The organism is Flammeovirga sp. EKP202 (assembly GCF_014534745.1).
Lineage (GTDB): Bacteria > Bacteroidota > Bacteroidia > Cytophagales > Flammeovirgaceae > Flammeovirga.
This window is the reverse complement of the sequence record NZ_JACVVP010000010.1, coordinates 171,289-190,536: the sequence shown is the minus strand read 5'-3', so window position 1 is coordinate 190,536 and position 19,248 is coordinate 171,289. Positions and strand designations below refer to the sequence as shown.

General features: G+C 36.3%; 13 protein-coding genes. 5 read left to right on the top strand and 8 right to left on the bottom strand.

The features are described 5' to 3' along the window. From IC221_RS08730 to IC221_RS08715, 4 genes are all read right to left on the bottom strand, one after another. Complete coding sequence (locus IC221_RS08730) at window positions 1–837, bottom strand: putative zinc-binding metallopeptidase (protein WP_188168598.1); 837 nt, start codon at window positions 835–837, stop codon at window positions 1–3. A gap of 203 nt (window positions 838–1,040) precedes the next feature. After that, window positions 1,041–3,677 carry a hypothetical protein gene (locus IC221_RS08725; protein WP_188168597.1) on the bottom strand — a complete coding sequence of 879 codons (2,637 nt, stop codon included), beginning with the start codon at window positions 3,675–3,677 and terminating at the stop codon, window positions 1,041–1,043. Window positions 3,678–3,861: 184 nt separating this feature from the next. Then, window positions 3,862–5,409: a sulfatase gene (locus IC221_RS08720; protein ID WP_188168596.1), complete on the bottom strand. Its 1,548-nt coding sequence runs from the start codon at window positions 5,407–5,409 to the stop codon at window positions 3,862–3,864. Window positions 5,410–5,412: 3 nt separating this feature from the next. Further along, complete coding sequence (locus IC221_RS08715; RefSeq protein ID WP_188168595.1) at window positions 5,413–7,251, bottom strand: arylsulfatase; 1,839 nt, start codon at window positions 7,249–7,251, stop codon at window positions 5,413–5,415. A 237-nt stretch (window positions 7,252–7,488) separates the two neighbouring features. Here IC221_RS08715 and IC221_RS08710 point away from each other — a divergent pair, with 237 nt between their 5' ends. From IC221_RS08710 to IC221_RS08700, 3 genes are all read left to right on the top strand, one after another. Next, on the top strand, window positions 7,489–7,953 hold the full coding sequence (locus tag IC221_RS08710) for a DUF523 domain-containing protein (RefSeq protein ID WP_188168594.1): 465 nt from the start codon (window positions 7,489–7,491) through the stop codon (window positions 7,951–7,953). Between the two features lie 93 nt (window positions 7,954–8,046). Further along, window positions 8,047–8,319: an IS200/IS605 family transposase gene (gene tnpA / locus IC221_RS08705; RefSeq protein ID WP_188168593.1), complete on the top strand. Its 273-nt coding sequence runs from the start codon at window positions 8,047–8,049 to the stop codon at window positions 8,317–8,319. Between the two features lie 499 nt (window positions 8,320–8,818). Continuing rightward, complete coding sequence (locus tag IC221_RS08700) at window positions 8,819–9,124, top strand: hypothetical protein (RefSeq protein WP_188168592.1); 306 nt, start codon at window positions 8,819–8,821, stop codon at window positions 9,122–9,124. Between the two features lie 89 nt (window positions 9,125–9,213). Here the strand turns inward: IC221_RS08700 and IC221_RS08695 are convergent, their stop codons facing one another. After that, entirely contained in the window at window positions 9,214–9,570 is a 357-nt protein-coding gene (locus IC221_RS08695) for a helix-turn-helix domain-containing protein (protein WP_188168591.1), read from the bottom strand. A gap of 113 nt (window positions 9,571–9,683) precedes the next feature. Here IC221_RS08695 and IC221_RS08690 point away from each other — a divergent pair, with 113 nt between their 5' ends. After that, window positions 9,684–10,670 (top strand): haloalkane dehalogenase, encoded by a 987-nt coding sequence (locus tag IC221_RS08690; protein WP_188168590.1) that lies wholly within the window; start codon window positions 9,684–9,686, stop codon window positions 10,668–10,670. Window positions 10,671–10,741: 71 nt separating this feature from the next. After that, a complete protein-coding gene (locus IC221_RS08685; RefSeq protein ID WP_188168589.1) occupies window positions 10,742–11,368 on the top strand; it encodes a short chain dehydrogenase in 627 nt (208 codons plus the stop codon). A 71-nt stretch (window positions 11,369–11,439) separates the two neighbouring features. On the opposite strand, the gene IC221_RS08680 is transcribed toward IC221_RS08685, so the two are convergent. From IC221_RS08680 to IC221_RS08670, 3 genes are all read right to left on the bottom strand, one after another. Further along, window positions 11,440–14,019 (bottom strand): hypothetical protein, encoded by a 2,580-nt coding sequence (locus IC221_RS08680; protein ID WP_188168588.1) that lies wholly within the window; start codon window positions 14,017–14,019, stop codon window positions 11,440–11,442. A gap of 2 nt (window positions 14,020–14,021) precedes the next feature. Further along, entirely contained in the window at window positions 14,022–17,624 is a 3,603-nt protein-coding gene (locus IC221_RS08675; protein ID WP_188168587.1) for a T9SS type A sorting domain-containing protein, read from the bottom strand. A 135-nt stretch (window positions 17,625–17,759) separates the two neighbouring features. Further along, window positions 17,760–19,238: a hypothetical protein gene (locus IC221_RS08670; RefSeq protein WP_188168586.1), complete on the bottom strand. Its 1,479-nt coding sequence runs from the start codon at window positions 19,236–19,238 to the stop codon at window positions 17,760–17,762. Window positions 19,239–19,248 lie beyond the last annotated feature (10 nt).

Sequence of the window (19,248 nt, the reverse complement as noted above, 5' to 3'; positions counted from 1 at the left end):
TCAATCCTCGTACTTTACCCTAAAACTCATCAAATAGTCTTTAGGTATATATTTTAATTTTGTTCTAATTTCATCCCTGTATTGAATCAGCTCTGGGTAGTTATAAAAAAAGGCTACTTTCTGTTCTTTGATCGTATTTTCACTTTTGATTTCATCAAGTACAAAATACGTCCAAGATTCCGCTATGTCCTCTTCAGGGCTCTCAGCGGCATAATCTGTTACAAATGACTTAGGAGCATCCAAGTAAAAATCAAACAATCTTTTTTCCTTTTTCTTCTGATTTTTCATTTGATCAATCTTATCCCATTGAAAAAGAATTTCATCAGGCCAAAATTGGGATACAAATGCTTGTAAATAGCTATCCTTTCTAGCGTACCCTTCAGAGGTGAGGTATCCTTTGGTGTCATCCTGATATTCATCATTGGTAGGTTCAACCTGAGTAATATTTAAGGTGAGTAGATGCCCAAATTCATGAATCAAGGTATGTTGATCATCTACCATTTTCTTCTGATCAGTTTCTTCTAATTTTAAATCAGCAATGTCAATTTCTAATTGCCAATCTTTGTTACTCTCATTCATTGGTGTCATTCCACCCAAGTCTCCTTCTTCGCCATCGGTATATATTCGAAAACGTTGAACATATTCTTCCATTAAATCATGAGGCAAAAGTTCATTGATAAAAGTCCAATATTGCGATCCTAGTGTGTTGTTATATTGACTATCTGTTATTATCTCTCCTTTCTGAACTTCCCATATACCAATATCTTTTCCAATTTTCTTTTGGGCAAAAACGTTGATGGTTAAAAATAATAGGATAAAAACTACGCCGATTTTCATAATATGTTAATCAATATTGTTTTGAAATAGATTCTTTTTAGTTAAAAACTTATGTACCTTAATTTAAGAAAAACAAGAAAATTAAAATAGAAGGTTATGATGAAGTTGTGTTATTATTAATTGAAAAGAAAAAATCCCCTTTCCGAAATCCAATGAATGGAAACGAAAAGGGGGGAAGTAGTCACATGAATTATTTATTCTATTTATCGAAGTTCTTCGTCATATGCGATATAGTAACCTGCTCCATAGGTTGAGCAGTAATACACTCCTTTTTTGTGATAGTCAATTTCAAGGGCATTGATTCTGTCCGATTGAATATTGCCTGTATTAATTTTTTTCCAAGTCTTACCTCCGTCTAATGATCTGTAAATACCAGGGTTCATCATTCCCATGGTTCCATCTGATGGAATAGCAGCAAGAATAATGTTAGGATCGTATTTAGCGGTAGTCACTAAGCTCGCAAATTTATAAGGAATAATCTGTTTCCAATTTCCATTTGATCTTACCCAAACACCACCATTTTTATGATTCCCATTAAACGTTCCTGCAGTGATGTATAACTTATTGTTCTTAGAAAAATGGATATCGTGTACACTTACAATTCCTTTTGGAAGATCCACTTTTTCCCAAGTGGTTTTCTTTTTATTTAACTTAAATAATCCACCCGGTTGATTCTTTTTACCCATTACAGCGGCATATAAATCACCCTTGTTTGCAGGGTCGTACTCAATTTTTTGTACATGACCTTTTTCTGGCAATCCATCATTGATTACTTCAAAAGTCTGTCCAGCATCTTTTGTTCTGTAGATACCAAAATCATTGAATTTTCCACCTTTGAATTTCACATTATGTACCACTCTTTTTTGAGGAATGACAAAGTACAGATGCTCATTTTCAACAGGATCAATACGTAAATGACTTTGATGGATGATCATGTTTAAAGGGTTTCCTAATTCTTTTGGCTCAAAAATTCTACCTTTAGGACTCCAATTTTTACCTCCATCTTTCGTTTCCATCATCTGACCGAAGTAGGCTTGTCTGAAGAATAATGCATACATGTGATTGACATCATTCGGATCAATCGCCATTGTTCCTACAGAACATTCGGCAGGTTTTTGCTTGTTTGGAATACTAATTTTATAAACTGCTTGGGCTCCTTTTCTTACCAAATCCCCATCATTTGTAGTCTTGAAAATGGAGTTTTCTCCGGCACATAAATAAAGGTGATCTTTGATGCGTTCATCTTGGATGATCTCTTCACCCGGTAAATTACTATTGCCTGCACCCACCCAATGATGATTACCCGGCTTCGTTTCTTTTTCATCATTTTCTAACCAAGTGTCACCATTGTCATTAGAAACACAAACAACTTTAGCCACCTGATACATGATTGTAGTACCGTCGGCATTGAATTCTGCCACTGCACCCGCTTTTCTATCATAAGCATCACGCTCTTCCCACTCATCTTGTCCGATCCAATCCACATTGATAGTGGTAGGGTTGTTTCTTGCTTCCCAATTGGCTTTGTCTCTACCATTCCAATCTTTACCATTTCTCAGTGTCACATACCAATGTTTACCACCATCATCAGAACGCCAAAGCATACCGCCGGGGAATGTGAATTGTGATTTATAGTTATTGATTACCAATAAGTGATTCGGATTAGTGGGGTTCACGCGGATCATACTCACCGAATGCATCAATTGCTCAGGAGTTTTAGGATATTTTTCTTTCGCTTCTTTTGCAGTAATGCCAAACCACTTTCCAAGAGCGAATTTATAATACCCTTTTTGAATATTAGGGTTCTTCAAAATGGCCTTATTGATAGGCATATCTGAGTTGATATTTACCCATGATTCTCCCTCGTCTTCACTCTTATAAACACCACCGTTATATGAAATTGTGTTTCCATTTGGAATGTATTTTACAAGATCGATGGCATATAAAATCACTTTTTTAGATTGGGCATCATAATACATATCCATAGAACGGATAATATCATTGTCCATACCATTTTTAGTTTTCAGCTTCCATGATTTACCACTGTTTTCAGAAATGTAAAGACCAAAAGTCGTAGCTGCAAATACCTTTTTAGGTTGGGCAGGGTGAACAAAGATTCTAGTAATTTGAGCTCTTGAGTCAATCCCTTTTGGCGTGATGCTTTTCCAAGTTTGACCTTTATCCGTACTTTTCCAGATTCTAGCTTGATGCCCATAATCGGGGTTGCCGTCATTTCCTTTTCCAGCTTTACCTACTTTTACTTTAGAACCAAATACACCGTGAGGGTGCTTATTAGTATGGAAAAAGTGGTTGGAATCTCTAATATTACCCGATCCTGCATACCAAATGTTGTCGTTCGTGGGATCAACTTTAATTGTGTTCACATGAATATTTTCAAACTGAGCACTGACCAATTCATTGATTTTCCATGTCTTTCCTTTGTCGTTAGTAAAGTACATGAAGTTCGCATCCTCAATAGTACAAATACCAAAATTTTCATCTTGTCTTGAGAATTCAGGTGAATAGATTTCAACCGGACCTCTTCTTCTTGTTCTATACGATGGACCATCAGGATCCATAATGCCCTCATACGTTTCTCCACGGTCAGTTGAGCGGTAAGAATTACCCATATTTGGCCCTTGGTAAACAGTGTTAGGGTCAGTAGGATGCCAATAGATATGGTAATTATTTCCTGATCCACCTGGACCAAATTGCTCCCATTTTACAGTAGGAGTAGACTCAATTCGAGTATTATCCAACTTAGAGAAATCAACATTCCCCTGTGCGAATAGTAGCGAAGTCATCAATAGAAATATATTGAATAAAACTGTCTTTTTCATTTCAAAAAATATCTTTTAAGTAGTCTGTTGTTTTGTTTGCCAAAACTGAAGTTGTTGGCGTGTGGTATTGATATCAGATGTTTCAGATGTGGTTCAGCGGACGTTTTAATAAAACGTCCCTACATAATTACGCTAGTGTAGGGACGTTGCATTGCAACGTCCACCGAACAACATTCAAACCATCTTAATTAAAGTGATTCTTAGGCTTTTTCCCTTTCATTTGCTCTTCATAAGTTCCTCTTAAGAATGGCTTTTTGTCTTCTGCAGAAGATTTTCTGTCAAACAATACACCGTACTTTTGGTAATCGTGATAAGGGACTGCATTTTCTTTTAACTGTTCCACTTGAGCATCATACAAAGCTCTCATTTTTTGCAGTTGTTTATTATATTTCTTTTCAGTAATTACATTATTCATTTCCAAGCGATCTTTCCCTACATAATACAATTCTTCAGTAGGTTTCATACGCTCATCTTCGTATTGCCAGTAGATGTATTTCCAGTCTTTTGTGACCACTGACATCTCTTGGATTTCGTCATTACCGAAGAAGTTCATCAATGGAATATGATCTCTTTTGATTCCTTTTTTCTTATTCATTAATGGAATTAAGTTTTCACCATCCATGTTATTGGGGACTTCCAAGCCGGCCATTTTTAAGATAGTAGGAGCGATATCGATACTAGATGTAATGGTTTCTCTCTGTCCACCTTTCGCTTTCATTCTTGGATCAAAAATTAACAATGGAGATTTAGATGCTTCTTCATAAGGCAATACTTTTCCACCTAAATTATGAGCGCCACAACTGTAACCATTATCACCTGCATAAATGATAATCGTATTTTCATCCACACCTAATTCTTCCAAAGATTTTCTGATCATACCAATGGCATAATCCACACCATGAATCAATTGATTATAACGTTTGATGGCTTCTTGATAATTCTCTTCCGTATCTCTCCAAAACTCATACTGTTTGTATTGTCTACCTGTCTTCGCTTGAGGTGCTAAATGTTCCGCATTTTCTGCCCCGTAGTTTGCAGGCTTTTTATACGTTTTACCTTCATAAACTGCATCAAAATAGACGTCAGGTGTGAAAGGAAGGTGAGGCGCTTTGAAACTAATAGACATACAGAAAGGTTTTCCTGAATCTTTAGCCTCCTCTATAAAATCATGTGCCCAAGCAGCATACGCTCTTGTACTGTGTGGGTATTTATCAGCGTATTTTTTAATGTATTTATTCTTTTCTGTTTTGTATTTAGTTTGACCTAAACCACCTCCCCATACATCAAATTGATCCACTGGAAGTACATCCCAAGTTTTATCAGTTGGGTCAGTGCCATCTGAAACTGCAAAACCAAATTTTCCGGCAAAACCTGTAAAATAACCTGCGTCACGAAGAAGCATAGGGAAAGACTTTTGGAAAGTCGCTTTTCTCATAGGACCATGCTCAAAATTACAACCTGTTTTGTATTCAAACATACCCGTCATATAGATTGCTCTACTTGCCATACAGATGGAAGTGGTGTTGTAGTGATTCATAAACTGAACCCCCGTTTCTGCCAATTTATCCATATTTGGGGTGACCACCTGATCATTCCCATAGCACCCCGTAGCGATACTTGTATGATCATCAGATAATAGAAAAATGATATTTGGGCGTTTATTTTCTTGTGCAGATAGTGAGCCTATCGTACCGAAAAATATCACCCATTGAAGTATATATTTTAGTTTCATTGCTTATTTCTCTTTTGATATATAAACATAAAATGCTGAAATGTCTTTTTTGTCTTCATCAGTGAATTTACCCACCAATCTTGCTTTCCCTTCATTCAAATATACTCTAAATGAAGTTCCCTTTGAGGTCATATCCACATCTTGTTTTACTCTTAATGCATCGATCTCCAAAATTGCTTTTTTGAGAGGCATTACTCTGCCTTCAGGACGAGCGATATACCAAGGTTGTGTAGTTCCTAAAGCTTCAACTTCTGAATCAAAACTTAACCCAGATTCTTTTGGCCATCTTGATAAAGTTACATTATAATAACCTTCCTCTTGTACATCAATTGTCCAGAATCCATCATCTGCCAAAGCTGGTTTTTTACCACTCAATGGATCACGAATTAGATCTTGATTCCAAGCCAATGGTTTATCCGAATGAATATCATGTACTGTCAAAGCTGTTTCCTCAATTCCTTCAACTCCTACTTTATAATACTCAAATTTACTGAAGTCTTTGGAAACATGCTCCCACCATTTTTCATAAGCGTCTCTCATTTCCTTTACTTTCTCCGGGTGAGCTGAAGCAATATCATTTTCCTGCCCCACATCTTCTTTAATATTATAAAGTTCTTTCCCATTAATTAGACGCCAATCATTGTCCATAACAGCACTTAATTTCCATTTTACAGGGTGTTGTGTTTTATTCTTATCCAATACAGCATAACGAGAATCCCAATCTTTTCCATCACCATAAATCAGTGGGGAAACATTTTTACCGTCGTATTCTGTATCCTTCGGTTTTTCTAATCCACAAAGCTCAATTAAAGTCGGTAAAACATCATAACTCATCACCAGCTGATCAATGGTCTTGCCCTTTTTCAGTTTACCATTTTTCCAATACATAAAGAACGGTACTCTGTGTCCACCATCATAATGCGAACTTTTCAAACCTTTCATATTGGCATTAAAACCGTATTCTTTTCCATCAATTTTTCTCCAACCGTATTGTGTACCGTTATCTGTTGTAAAGATCAGAATGGTATTGTCAGCGATTTTAAGTTCTTTCAACTTCTTTTCTAATCGAGAGATATTATCATCAATATTGGTGATCATACCATAGTAGGCTTTTTGGAAATCCAAAAGATCCTCTTCGTCTTTATAAAGGTTATAATATTCTTCAGGTACGTTTAGTGGCCCATGAGGAGCGTTTGTTGAAAGATATAAAAAGAAAGGTTGATCTTTTTTCTCTTCCATATATTTCATCGCCTCATCAAAAAACACATCTGTGCAATATCCTTTGAAACGTTCCGGTTTTCCATTTCTTAAGTACACATCATCAAAGTAGTCGTTGTCCCAAAAGTCAGGAGTTTGACCAATTCCTCCAGCACTATGATACAAAGCGGTCTCAAAGCCTCTATTCTCAGGTAAATAAGGATAAGCATCTCCTAAATGCCACTTTCCAAAAAGAGCAGTTGCATATCCATTGTCTTGGAAAACTTGAGGCATAGCCGTGAATTTCTCTCTTAATAAATTACAGCCCGCAATCGTATGCCAAACACCAGCCCTATGTCCTTCCATACCCGTCATTAGTGCTGACCTAGAAGGAGCACAAGTAGAACCTGCATGGAAGTTTTCAAAAGCAACGCCTTGATTTTTTAAGCGATCCATCGCAGGTGTTTTGATGATTTTATTACCATGAGCGGCAATGTCACCATAACCCTGATCGTCCGTAATGATTATAATAACATTAGGTTTATCTGTAGGTTTCTTATCATCTGACCTTACTTCTTTATGGAAGACCATTAGTGTAAATAGGCCAAACAAAAGTTTATTCCATGTTCTCATTCGACATTTCATTTCAATTGTTCGAAGAATAATAATTTATGTTGGCAAGGTAGTGTGAGAACAACACCTCATTTGTGTACTCTTATGTTAGAAATGACCAATTAATTTTATTACCTCCTAATTTTTAGTTTTTACACCCTTTTTTACAGAAAATATCCTCATGATTTTCATTTCAAATATGATTATTTACAGATTATCCCTTTTTTTGTATTGTTATTAACCATTATAATCTAAGCAGATTCAACCAAAATGACTCCTAAATATATTATCAGTTCATGCCTCGTAGGTGTAAAATGTAGATACAATGCCACTTGTTCATCCACCGTCAATTTAGAAAAGATGATTGAAACAGGTGAGGCAATTCCAGTTTGTCCAGAAGTGATTGCCGGTTTATCGACACCAAGAGAACCTGTAGAAATTCAGCAAACAGATAACGGTATAAAGGTAACGAGCAAGCAAGGGAATGAATACACCCAACAGTTTTTGAATGCAGCAGATGAGGTATTAAAAATCTGTAAAGAAAATAATATTACGGATGCGATTTTGCAGGCAAGAAGCCCTTCTTGTGGGTTTGGAAAAATCTATGACGGCACTTTTTCTGGTAAACTGATTGAAGGGAATGGGGTAGTGGCTGATAAACTTTTTAAAAATGGTGTGAATGTGGTGACGGATGAGGAATACAAAGAAAATCCTCTCAAATCTACAAACCCATGAATTAATTCATGGGTTTTTGAGGGTAGAAGGTTAGTAGAATTTGATAAATATTCTTAGATTTAAATTTCGATTCATCATCTAAAGACTAACTCCATGCCTCATCAAAACAGTCAATTATGGTTTCATATTGTATGGGCTACAAAAGATAGAGAACCCTTATTAAGCAGAGATGTAATCAGCCATAAATTATCTCCACTTTTAAGAGAAATAGCATCAAAGAATGAAATAAACCTATACTTTGTAAATGGCTATAAAGAGCATATTCATTGTTTGATTCGTTTGCCCAGTACTCAAAGTATTGCAGAAGTTGTCAAAAAGTTAAAAGGTGCCTCGTCAAGAAGTATAAACACTGAAGATTGGTATTGACTTCAGTTTGAATGGCAAGTAGGGTATTGTGCTTTTTCTGTAAGTCCAGATCGAGTGCCGACTGTGATAAACTATATTAAAAAACAATGGGAAAAGCATCAAAAAATTGATTTCTTATCTGAGTTAAGTTATCTAGAATCTAGTTGCCATTATCCTTCATTCCTCAAAAACCCATGAATTAATTCATGGGTTTTTGAGGTGGTTGAGTGACTAATATTTAGGTGATATTCATATTTCAATAAGGTAATCTATGCAATCAATAATCATTACTCTTAGTTGTTTTTTTATTTTACTCTTGTCTTCTTGCCATACTAAAACAGATGTTGAATTCGGAGATAAGAATCCAGCCTACAAATACTTCCTAATAGATATTGATACAATGCAAACGTACCAACATCTGGTTAAAACTATTGAAGAAAGATCCTGTGAGGATTTATCATCTACATTAATATTGAATACCGATTCAGCGAATTACAAGCTACACCTAAAGAATTTTTGTATGAGTGAAGTATGTTGGTATATCAAAAGGAGTAATACTTTACATCTAAAAAATGATAGTATTTATAAAAGAGTATCAACCAACCCAGTATCATATCATCAAAATCAGCTAAAAGAAGTATTGGAAATGGAAATCAACAATAAAAACAGACAAAATGAACTGGCAGAAGATATTTCTAAGTTGATACTTTTTTATGCTCAGGATGATTCATCGTTGTCAATAACAAAGTCAAAATTGATTCACCTTATGAATGTTTATGCTAGCATAGAGGAAGATTCTACAAGTTTGAATGTATTTCTTCAGTAGGCTATTATTGTACTTCCTCTTTATAATCTCATTAAATATTGATTAATTCATAGGTCAGTGATGGGGGCGAGTGTTCATAAATTTCGAAATTATTCCTTCCCAATAATCTTTTTTCGGTGCTCAACCCCCCAATTGTATAATGCTATAATAATATCTCTGCTACTTTCACCATAAGGTGTAATTCGATACCGAATAGTGACTGGTCTTGTATCTATCACCTCTCGCTCAACTAACTGATTTACCTCTAGTTCTTTTAGTTCCTTTGACAACATTTTGGAAGTAATCCCTTTTACAGATTCTTTTAATAGTTTAAAACTACATTCATCATAATACATTAATACACTGATAATCTGTATTTTCCATTTCCCTTGAAAAATATCAAGAGTGTCTCTAACAGGCATTAATTTACCTAAACATTCCTTCGGTGTTTTATATCTTTTTTCCATTATTAATGAAAGTTGGTATCCTCAAGTATACTAGTATATTTTGTATACTTAGTTTCTAAAATAAATCATCTCTCCTAGTTTTACAAGCATAATCAAACATAACCACGCAAAAGATGAATAATCAAATTCAATTTATTCGAACACCTGATGATGCTTTTAAAAACTTAGAAGATTATCCTTTTAGAGAAAACTATATGGTATTGGAAGGAGGAGTTAGAATGCATTATGTGGAAGAAGGTAAAGGAAATGAAAAGACAATTTTCCTCTTACACGGGCAACCTTCATGGAGCTATTTATACAGGCATATGATAAAGTATTTTGTTGAAGCGGGCTTTCATGTAATTGCTCCAGACTTAATTGGTTTTGGGAAATCAGATAAACCTGTTGATCCAAAAGATCACACTTATTCCAATCATGTATTATGGGTCACTGAGTTTGTCAATACATTAGGCATAAAAGACGCGATGACTTTTATGCAAGATTGGGGAGGGTTGATAGGTTTAAGGGTCTTGGCTGATCACCCAGATTGGTTGAGCCATTTGGTTGTAGCAAATACAGCCTTGGCCGAAATTAAAGGTTTAGGAAAATACTTATTTCCAATTACTATGAAATTGATGACTACTTTAAGTGGTCAGCCCTCGATTGAAAAGTTTGAGGCAAATAAAACCTTTGGGAATTGGAGTGGCTATTTTGCAAGGTCAAAACAACTCAATATTGGTAAAATAATGCAGGTGTTGACCAATAGAACTTTGAGTACGGCTGAAATGGAAGCCTATAATGCCCCTTTTCCAGATCAACAATTCATGGCAGGCCCAAGAACAATGCCTCAGATAATAGCAACAGATATCAATGAGGTCAATGAAGCGTGGAAGAAGCTAAAAAAATGGGAGAAACCCGTATTGACTTTGTTCAGTGATAATGATCCTTTTTTAGCTGGGAAAGGATATGATACTCAATTTCAAACCAATTTTAAAGGAGCAAAAAATCAACCGCATATAACGATTTCTAATGCATCACATTTCTTGCAGGAGGATCAAGCGGAGGCTTTAGTAGAAAATATATTGAATTGGAAAGAAACATTTCAGAAGAGAGTAGTCTAATAACAACCCTTACATCTATACAATTTAGGTAGGGGGATACTTCAAATCTATTAATATATAAATTTAAAATAATGAAAAAGATGAAAATTGCAGTGATCGGAGGTACAGGTACTATTGGTTCAGGTATCGTTGAATTATTACAAAAAGAGCACGAAGTAATTGCCATTGGCAGAACAAGTGGTGATTATAATGTAGACCTATTAGAACCAGAAAGTATACAGAAAATGTTTACGGAAATAGAGGGTATTGATGGAGTGATTTCAACTGTTGGTGATGGTAGTATGGGATCATTAAAAGAATTAGAGATAGAAGCTTTTCAATATTCTCTTAACTCCAAAGTAATTGCCAATGTAAACCTTATTAAGGAAGCTGTTAATCATCTAAAACCTGAAGGTTTTGTTATTGTAACTTCCGGTTTGGCAAGTACTTACCCAATTCCAAACGCAAGTGCATTAGCAGTAGCGTGTGCAGGTTTAGAAGCATTTGTAAGGTGTATTGCAGTGGAAGATACAAATGGAGTAAACATCAATGTGGTCAGTCCAGGCTATGTGAAAGAAACAATGGAAAGTATGGGAATGGACAGTTCTGAGGGTATTGCAGTTGCAGAAATTGCAACAATTTATAAAGATATGATTGATAAAAAAGTGAATGGAATTATTTCTAATGTTCCAGAGTATTTAGCATCTATAAGTATTTAGTTATAACTGATTATCTTTTATCCCACCTCAAAATTTACTCATGTTTTTTGAGGTGGGAAATTAAGAATCTATTACAATTCTTCTTCCTTAAAAGTCACATACCAACCACTTCCGTAGGTGGAAACATAAAACTTATCCGGAGTATAATTGTCAATGGCTATATCATTAATACGGTCCGATTGCCCATTTCCTTTATTTATTTTTACCCAAGTTTTACCGGCATCTTTGGAAAGGTAGGTGCCTGGGTTTTTCCTTTTATTACTGATATTTGGAAGGGTAGAAATAAGGATGACATTGTGGTCATAAAGTGCCGTTTCCACTCTGACCGTCCAAGGATAATCAAAGATTTTCTCCCATGTTTTCATGCCATCAGCACTTCTCCATAAACCACCATCGTTAATGCCACTTTTCTTGCATCCTGCCGTGATGTAGGCATTTCCTTTTTTATCGAAATGAATATCGTTGATACCAAATGATCCTGAAATTTCTTTTGTAGAACCTACTTTTTGCCAAGTGTCACCATCGTCTTTTGATTTATAGAGTCCTCCATTTTTATTTTGAACGGTAGCGAACAGAACATTGGCTTTTTTAGGATGTGTGGCAATGGCAGAAACATCAGGGTCAACAGGAAGACCGTTATTGATGCTTTCCCAAGTTTTACCGCCGTCTTTGGAACGGTGTACTCCAAATCCCGTTTGAGAATCGCCTACATACTCTAAGGCTCTCGCATTTTTGGGAACATGGAAATACATGATATCAGGGTTTTCAATATTGAAAGTGATATTCAATTGATGAACGGATTGATCTCCGCTGTGTGCTTTTACATTCCATTTTGGGATAGCCATACCATGAGAATGCCATGTTTTACCAGCATCCGTCGTTCTAAATAATTCCCCTCTATTATGTTGCCTAAAGAACAGTGCATATCTGATGTTTGTATCGTTAGGATGAATGGCAAAAGTACTTAAAGATTGCTCATGTTCTGTAAATTTATGTACTGAGGCCGATTGTGCACCCTTTCTGATTTCTTTTCCTATGTCATTCGTGATCCAAAGGCTATTTTCACCAGCAGCACAAAACACTTGATGAGGTAAGTCTGGATGCTGATAAAACCCATGTCCTGGAAGGTTTGAATTACCGCCCCCCACATAATTTCCAATGCCGATTTCTATATCATCAATATCTACCCATGTGTTTCCTTTGTCATAAGAAAACAATGAAATTTTAGCCATTTGTGTATGCAGAATACTGCCATCACAATTAAAGCGGACGAAATTACAGCCTTTACGATCATAAGGGTCTCTTGACATCCATCTTTTGAGGTATTTCAGATCTATATTATTCCCGATAGGGTTGTTTCTTTTCGTCCAATAATCAGCATCTTTTGAATCAGCTTCCCAATTCTGTCCATTTCTAAACGTTACAAACCAATGTTTCCCTCCATCTTTTGTTCTCCAAAGTTGCCCAGGCATAAAGTTATTTCTTGAGGCATTAGAATATTCATTATTGACATAAATATTGTTGATATCATTGGGGTCCACTTCTATGGTATTGAATCGTTGTGTGATGGCAGAAGGTAATTCAGGAAATGCCATTTTAGCTTCTTTATCTTTCATACCGAAATAATAGGCAACGGCATGATAGTAACTTTTCATGATGGATGAAATAGGCTTGAATTGTCGCATATCAATAGCAATATCTCCGCTGATATTCACCCAGCTTTCGCCTTTGTCATCACTTCTGAAAATGCCTCCTTTATCATCTTTTACCGTTTTGCCATCTTTCTTCCAAGTGACATTGTTGATCACAAATAATGTGAGCTTCTTTGTTTTAGGATCATAATGATGGGTGAAACTTCTCATCACTTCATGCCCTAAACCTTTTGACTTTAGTTTCCAAGTTTTTCCACCATTTGTTGATTTATAAAATCCTCTATTGGTACTTGCATAGACGGTTTTTGAAGTGTTAGGATCTACCAATATAGATTCTACTTCCGTCTTAGGGTGAATACCATTGACGATCAACTTCCAAGTTTTTCCACCGTTTGTTGTTTTATAGATTTGTCCCTGACTTTTTGGGTGAATATTCACACCGTGAGGTTTTGACTGAGGAAATAAAGCCCTGCCAAGTTCTCTCATTTTCCCTCCACCGACATACCAAATTTGATCGTCTTTTGGATCTACGGTGATACAGGCCATAAATTTTTTATCAAACTGAGGTTCGAGTATGTTTTGCCAAGTTGCTCCTTTGTTATGCGTCACATAAATACCATTGTTGTTTCTATCTGTACAAAAACCAAAGTCAGGATTTTGTCTTGAGAAATCAACGCTTCTAAATTCTCTGGGACCTCTCAAACCTTCATTTAGGCCCGGACCATCGGGATCTAATACGCTTTCATACGTAACACCGCCATCTGTAGATCGATAGGAGTTTCCCATATTAGGACCAATAAAGAGGACCTTTGGGTCTGTAGGGTGCCAAAAGGCGGATTTATTGTTGCCACTCATTCCCGGACCAAATTGATACCAATGGTAGGAGGGGTCGGAGGCGACATCTTTTTCTTTTAGAGAATGGAAAAAGTGCTCCCCATCTTGCCCGAAGCAAGACAGAGAACACATCATCCATAAGACAGGATAGAGTATTTTTCTCATTTTTATTCTTTTAGGAATTTGAAATGTTTTTGATCGTTTTGTGTTTCAACAACAAGCACGTACATTCCTCTAGGAAGTGATTCTGTGTTGATGACTAACTTATTGTTATTGATAAATTGATTACAATCATGGAGCTGACCATTGATATCAAAAATGGTTGCTTTTTGAAGGTATTCAATAGCATAATTTCCTTTTATATAGATTTTACCAGAGGTTGGGTTAGGATAGACAACCCAATTGATATTCTCTTCTGGAGGTAAGTTTAGTGGAACCTCATTCACTTGAATTGAAGTCATAGTTTCTATCTCAGAACCTTTCAAACGAGCATAAACCGTAGTAATGCCTTCACTTTTGCCCTTCACTTTACCTGAAGCAGTTACAGTAGCGACACTTTCATCCTCACTGAAATATTCAATTCCTCGGAAGTAAGCGTTTTCCGGATAAACTACCGTCTTCAATTGCTTTGTGGCGCCAGGTTGTATGTCGATATTTTCTTCTTCAAAATAGATCATTTCAGGTTGAATCAAAGCTTCATTATTTAAAGCCATGTACCAACCACTACCATACGTTGAGGCATAATATTTACCCGGAATATATTGATCAATAGCGATATCGTTGACTCTATCTGACTGACCATTTCCAGTGTTAATCTTCTCCCATGTATCACCAGCGTCTTTTGAAAGATAAATGCCAGCATTCAGTCTATCAATTGTCGTGTTAGCCAATGTAGAAACTAAAATTACATCAGTGTCGTACTTGGCTATTTCAACGCGGTTGGTCCATGGATAATCAAAGATTCTACTCCAAGTACCCATATTGTCTTCACTTACCCAAAGACCACCATCATCAGCACCTCCATTTTTAGAGCCTGACGTAATGTAGACTTTACCGTTTTCACTGAAATGAATATCATTGATACCAAATGATCCTGAGATAGAAGCAGTTGAAGTAACTTTGGTCCATGAAGTTCCTTGGTTTTCAGATTTATATAAACCGCCATTAGAATGTTGAACACAAGCATAAATCGTTGAAGTGTTATCAGGGTCTAATGCAATTCTTGTCACATCCGGTTCATTGGGTAATCCTGAATTAATTTCAGACCAAGTTACCCCTCCATCTGTAGATCGATGCACACCAAAACCTGTGACCGAGTTTCCTACAAATTCAATATTATTGGCTCTCTTTGGAACGCAGAAGTAGAGGTTATCAGTGTCATTTGGATCAATTGTCAATTGCATTTGGTGAACCGATTGATCACCACCTCCCTCAGCAATTTCCCACTCAGGAATAGCGACACCAATAGACTCCCATGTATCACCACCATCTAATGATCGTAGGCATTCACCTCTGTGATGCTGTCTGAAAAATAATGCATAATGCTTGTAGATATCATGAGGGTCGATAGCATAAGTACTGATGGATTGTTCTGCATCGGTTAGCGATTTGTATTGAACGGCTTGAGCACCTTCTCTGATATGGTTGCCCTCATCATTTGTAATCCAAAGTGAGTTTTCCCCTGCCATGCAATATACTTGCTGTTCTAAATCGGGGTGTTGGAAGAAACCATGGCCAGGTACATTACTATTGCCAGCACCCACAAAATTATCAGAATTTGGTGTGACTTCAATATCATCAATATCTACCCAAGTATCTCCTTTATCATAAGACATTAAAGATACTTTAGCCATGTTGGCATGCAACACTTTACCATCAGCACTGAAGCGAGCAAAGTTGGTTCCTTTTCTTTCATAGTCATCACGCTTCATCCAATGTTTCAAATAGTTTAAGTTGATATTACTACCCATTGGGTTTTTTCTGCCTTCCCAATAGCTTTTATCAGGGGAATCAATTTCCCAGTTTTTACCATTTCTAAGTGTGATATACCAATGCTCACCACCGTCTTTTGTTCTCCAAAGTTGCCCTGGCTTAAAGTTGTTTTTTGAAGCATTAGAATATTCGTTATTCAAATAAATATTGTCAACATCTTCAGGATCAACTTCAATCGTATTAAATCGTTGAGTGATCTTTGTGGGGAGATTTGGATACTGTGCAACAGCGTCATTATAAGAAAGCCCGAAAAAGTGAGCAACAGTATTGTAATAGCTCTTTTTGATACCAGTATTCGATTCGAATTGCGTAAGGTCCAATGCTAGGTCACCATTAATCTTTGTCCAAGATTCACCTCTGTCGGTACTCTTAAAAATACCACCGCCGGCATCCGTGACAGTTTGTCCATCGGCTTTCCAAACAATATCATTGATCACAAAAAGAATGTATTTGTTGGTGCTTTTATTATGGAAATAAGTCATGGCTCGCATCACTTCATGATCAAAACCGTTTGTTTTTTGCACCCAATTTTTACCGCCGTCCGTTGTTTTATAAAAGCCTCTGTTGGTGCTTGCAAAAACAATAGAAGAATTTTTCGGGTCAACCAATAAAGTTTCAACTTCGGTTTTGGAGTGAATACCCGAATTCATTAATGTCCAAGTAGAACCTTTGTCTGTACTTTTCCATATTTTACCTTGACTGGCAGGGTCGATGTAAGTGCCGTGGGGATCACTTTTAGGAAAGAGCACTCTACCAAAGTCTCTCATTTTTCCGCCACCAGCATACCAAATGTCTTCATTATTTGGATCAACCGTTACGCAAGAAACATAAACGCCTTCAAATGGATCACCGTTGATAAGTTTCCAAGTTTTGCCTTTGTTAGTCGTTTTATAGATGCCAATATTTCGTCTATCTGTAGCGAATCCGAAATCAGGATTTTGTCTTGAGAAGTCGATGCTGTAAAGCTCTCTAGGGCCTCGGTCTCCGGTATCCATTCCTTTTGCATCAGCATTCAGCATTGATTCGTAGGTGTGTCCTTTGTCAGTCGTACGATAAACATTACCCATATTCGGACCAATGAAAAGGGTGTTTTCATCCGTTGGGTGCCAAAATGCTACCTTATTATTACCGCTCATTCCTGGACCAAACTGTGTCCATTTTACATTGGGGTTGGAAGCAACCGTTTTGGTTTTAAGATCTTGGAAGAAATCATCTCCGAGTCTTTTTACTAAAAAATTATCTAAAAGTAATTCTCCTTTCCCTGCTGAAGAAGGATGAAAAGAAAATAAGACATATCCGTTTGTATCACTTAGAGTTGGTGTAAAACTGAATTTTACTTGTACCCAATCTGTACTTTCCTGAGGTTCTAAATTGACCTGACCGATTTTTGTACCGCCAGATGAGAAAAACTTGATATTCGAATTACGATTATCTGTCTTCGTTAGTGCCTTGTAGTAAAAAGAGATTTTATAGACTTTTCCTTCTTCCCAATCAATGCTTTTGAGAGAAGTAAAGTTGCATTTTTGACCAGTAGCATTGAATTTAATTCTACAGCTATAATCGCCTTCAAATGCATCAGAATTATATTTTTCAAATACGGGTAAACCATTGTATATAGTTGATTCCCATTCTGTGTTTATTTCATTTTCTAACCCTGAAAAGAACAAGGTTTTTGGTTCGGATGTAATTCCTGTAGCAAGGTGAATACCGTCATCGCTCCAAACAGAAGAGAGTGAAGCCAATGATAGTAGTATAAGTAATAAGTATTTTATTTTCATTTCAATATCAAATTATGGAATTGATTTGGGGGTGTTTTTGAAGTCAGTGTGTCCATATTGATCTCGATGGTACACTTTATTTATGGTCTATCATAAGCCCACGACTTGAGTCGTGGGTTTATGATGATATCCATTCTAATGCTGTGTGAACACAAGGTGGTCCACTAACAATTGTGGCGTTTCATTAGGTTCAGCAATGAAATCAAATTGTACATTAGCATTAATGAACTCTTTTGAGATAGGTTCATTTGAGAAGTAAGTAATTTTGACCCATTCTCCGTCAATCAATTGATCTTGGAATGTTTTATTCATAGATGAACTAGAGTCTTCATCTTTCAATGTCACTTTTAATACTCTAATATTTCCTACTGCTTTCGCATAGAATTCAAAAGTATAATTGTATTCTGAAGTGATAGGGAAGTAGCCCTCCGTCATCTCGATTGTTAATTTTGATCCGTTACCATTGTTATGTTGGTAAGCATTAAAATCAACTTCTAAATAATGATCTCCATCTACAGCTGTATTGCCATCTTTGATTACTGACATTGCACCAGAACCAACCCATTTTCCATCATTGAAAGGAGCGTAAGTTCCGTTTTCAAAACTTCCATTCGTAAAGAAATTGTGTTGATATCCTTCAACAGCCATTTTTGTGAATTCCTCTAGTTTTACACCATCAATAGATTGCACATCACCAGATTGGTTGGCATGTTGGTATGTCACGAACAATTGTGAGAAAGTTGGATCGATGAAAAGAATCAAAGTATTATTGACCTCTCCAGAAATGGCTAAGTGGTTAATTGCAACTGCATTCCCGTCGGCATCTTCAATAGAGAAATTATTGACAGTGTTGTCGTTGATTTCTGTAAGGTCTAAGTCTCTGTTGAACTTCACAAAGATGTTTCCTTCTTCACTTTGCGTCATTTGATCCACTCTGTATGGAACTGTTGAAGGTACTACTTCAATGAAATCACTTTTAGTAATTGTACCTCCTTTACCATTAACAGGTTCTTTACGAGATGCTGTTAAGCCAATATCATAAATACCAGGTTTCACAAATTCAATTCTGGCTATTGAATCGTTGAAATTCTGATCTGACGGAGTAATCCATTTGAAAGTATCTGGAAAACCTTTGCTCGTACTCTTGAAAGTAACAAAAGCACCTGATTCCATGATATATTTTCCATTTGAAATAATATAATCACCTTCTACATCAATCACCTCAAAGTCTGGAGTAATTACCGAATCAAAAACTGTCACATAGAATGTAGAATCAAAATTTAGAGATTCATCTCCAAAGTCTAATGTGATATTGATCGGGACAATTCCAGTCTTTTCAAAACGTACATGGGCAATGTGTTCTGTAAGAACAGTATCGTCATTGTTAGTGAAATAAGAGGGTCCGTCAATGGTCCATTCTCTTACATATTCACCTCTAGATGCATCAGTAAAAGAAAAGTTACCGCCCACCGTAGTCACAAGGTCATTGGCATTGGATTCAGTACTGAAAACATAAATATCTGTTATCTTATCATACTCAAATTCAGGCCTACAAGAGAAGGCTGTCATTAAGCAGAAAAGTATCGTTAAGATGTTTGTTCCTTTTAATTTCATTTTACTTCAA

Coding starts and splice junctions, on each gene's coding strand:
- IC221_RS08730 (WP_188168598.1), bottom strand. CDS start 837: ATGAAAATCGGCGTAGTTTTTATCCTATTATTTTTAACCATCAACGTT.
- IC221_RS08725 (WP_188168597.1), bottom strand. CDS start 3,677: ATGAAAAAGACAGTTTTATTCAATATATTTCTATTGATGACTTCGCTA.
- IC221_RS08720 (WP_188168596.1), bottom strand. CDS start 5,409: ATGAAACTAAAATATATACTTCAATGGGTGATATTTTTCGGTACGATA.
- IC221_RS08715 (WP_188168595.1), bottom strand. CDS start 7,251: ATGAAATGTCGAATGAGAACATGGAATAAACTTTTGTTTGGCCTATTT.
- IC221_RS08710 (WP_188168594.1), top strand. CDS start 7,489: ATGACTCCTAAATATATTATCAGTTCATGCCTCGTAGGTGTAAAATGT.
- tnpA (WP_188168593.1), top strand. CDS start 8,047: ATGCCTCATCAAAACAGTCAATTATGGTTTCATATTGTATGGGCTACA.
- IC221_RS08700 (WP_188168592.1), top strand. CDS start 8,819: ATGAGTGAAGTATGTTGGTATATCAAAAGGAGTAATACTTTACATCTA.
- IC221_RS08695 (WP_188168591.1), bottom strand. CDS start 9,570: ATGGAAAAAAGATATAAAACACCGAAGGAATGTTTAGGTAAATTAATG.
- IC221_RS08690 (WP_188168590.1), top strand. CDS start 9,684: ATGAATAATCAAATTCAATTTATTCGAACACCTGATGATGCTTTTAAA.
- IC221_RS08685 (WP_188168589.1), top strand. CDS start 10,742: ATGAAAAAGATGAAAATTGCAGTGATCGGAGGTACAGGTACTATTGGT.
- IC221_RS08680 (WP_188168588.1), bottom strand. CDS start 14,019: ATGAGAAAAATACTCTATCCTGTCTTATGGATGATGTGTTCTCTGTCT.
- IC221_RS08675 (WP_188168587.1), bottom strand. CDS start 17,624: ATGAAAATAAAATACTTATTACTTATACTACTATCATTGGCTTCACTC.
- IC221_RS08670 (WP_188168586.1), bottom strand. CDS start 19,238: ATGAAATTAAAAGGAACAAACATCTTAACGATACTTTTCTGCTTAATG.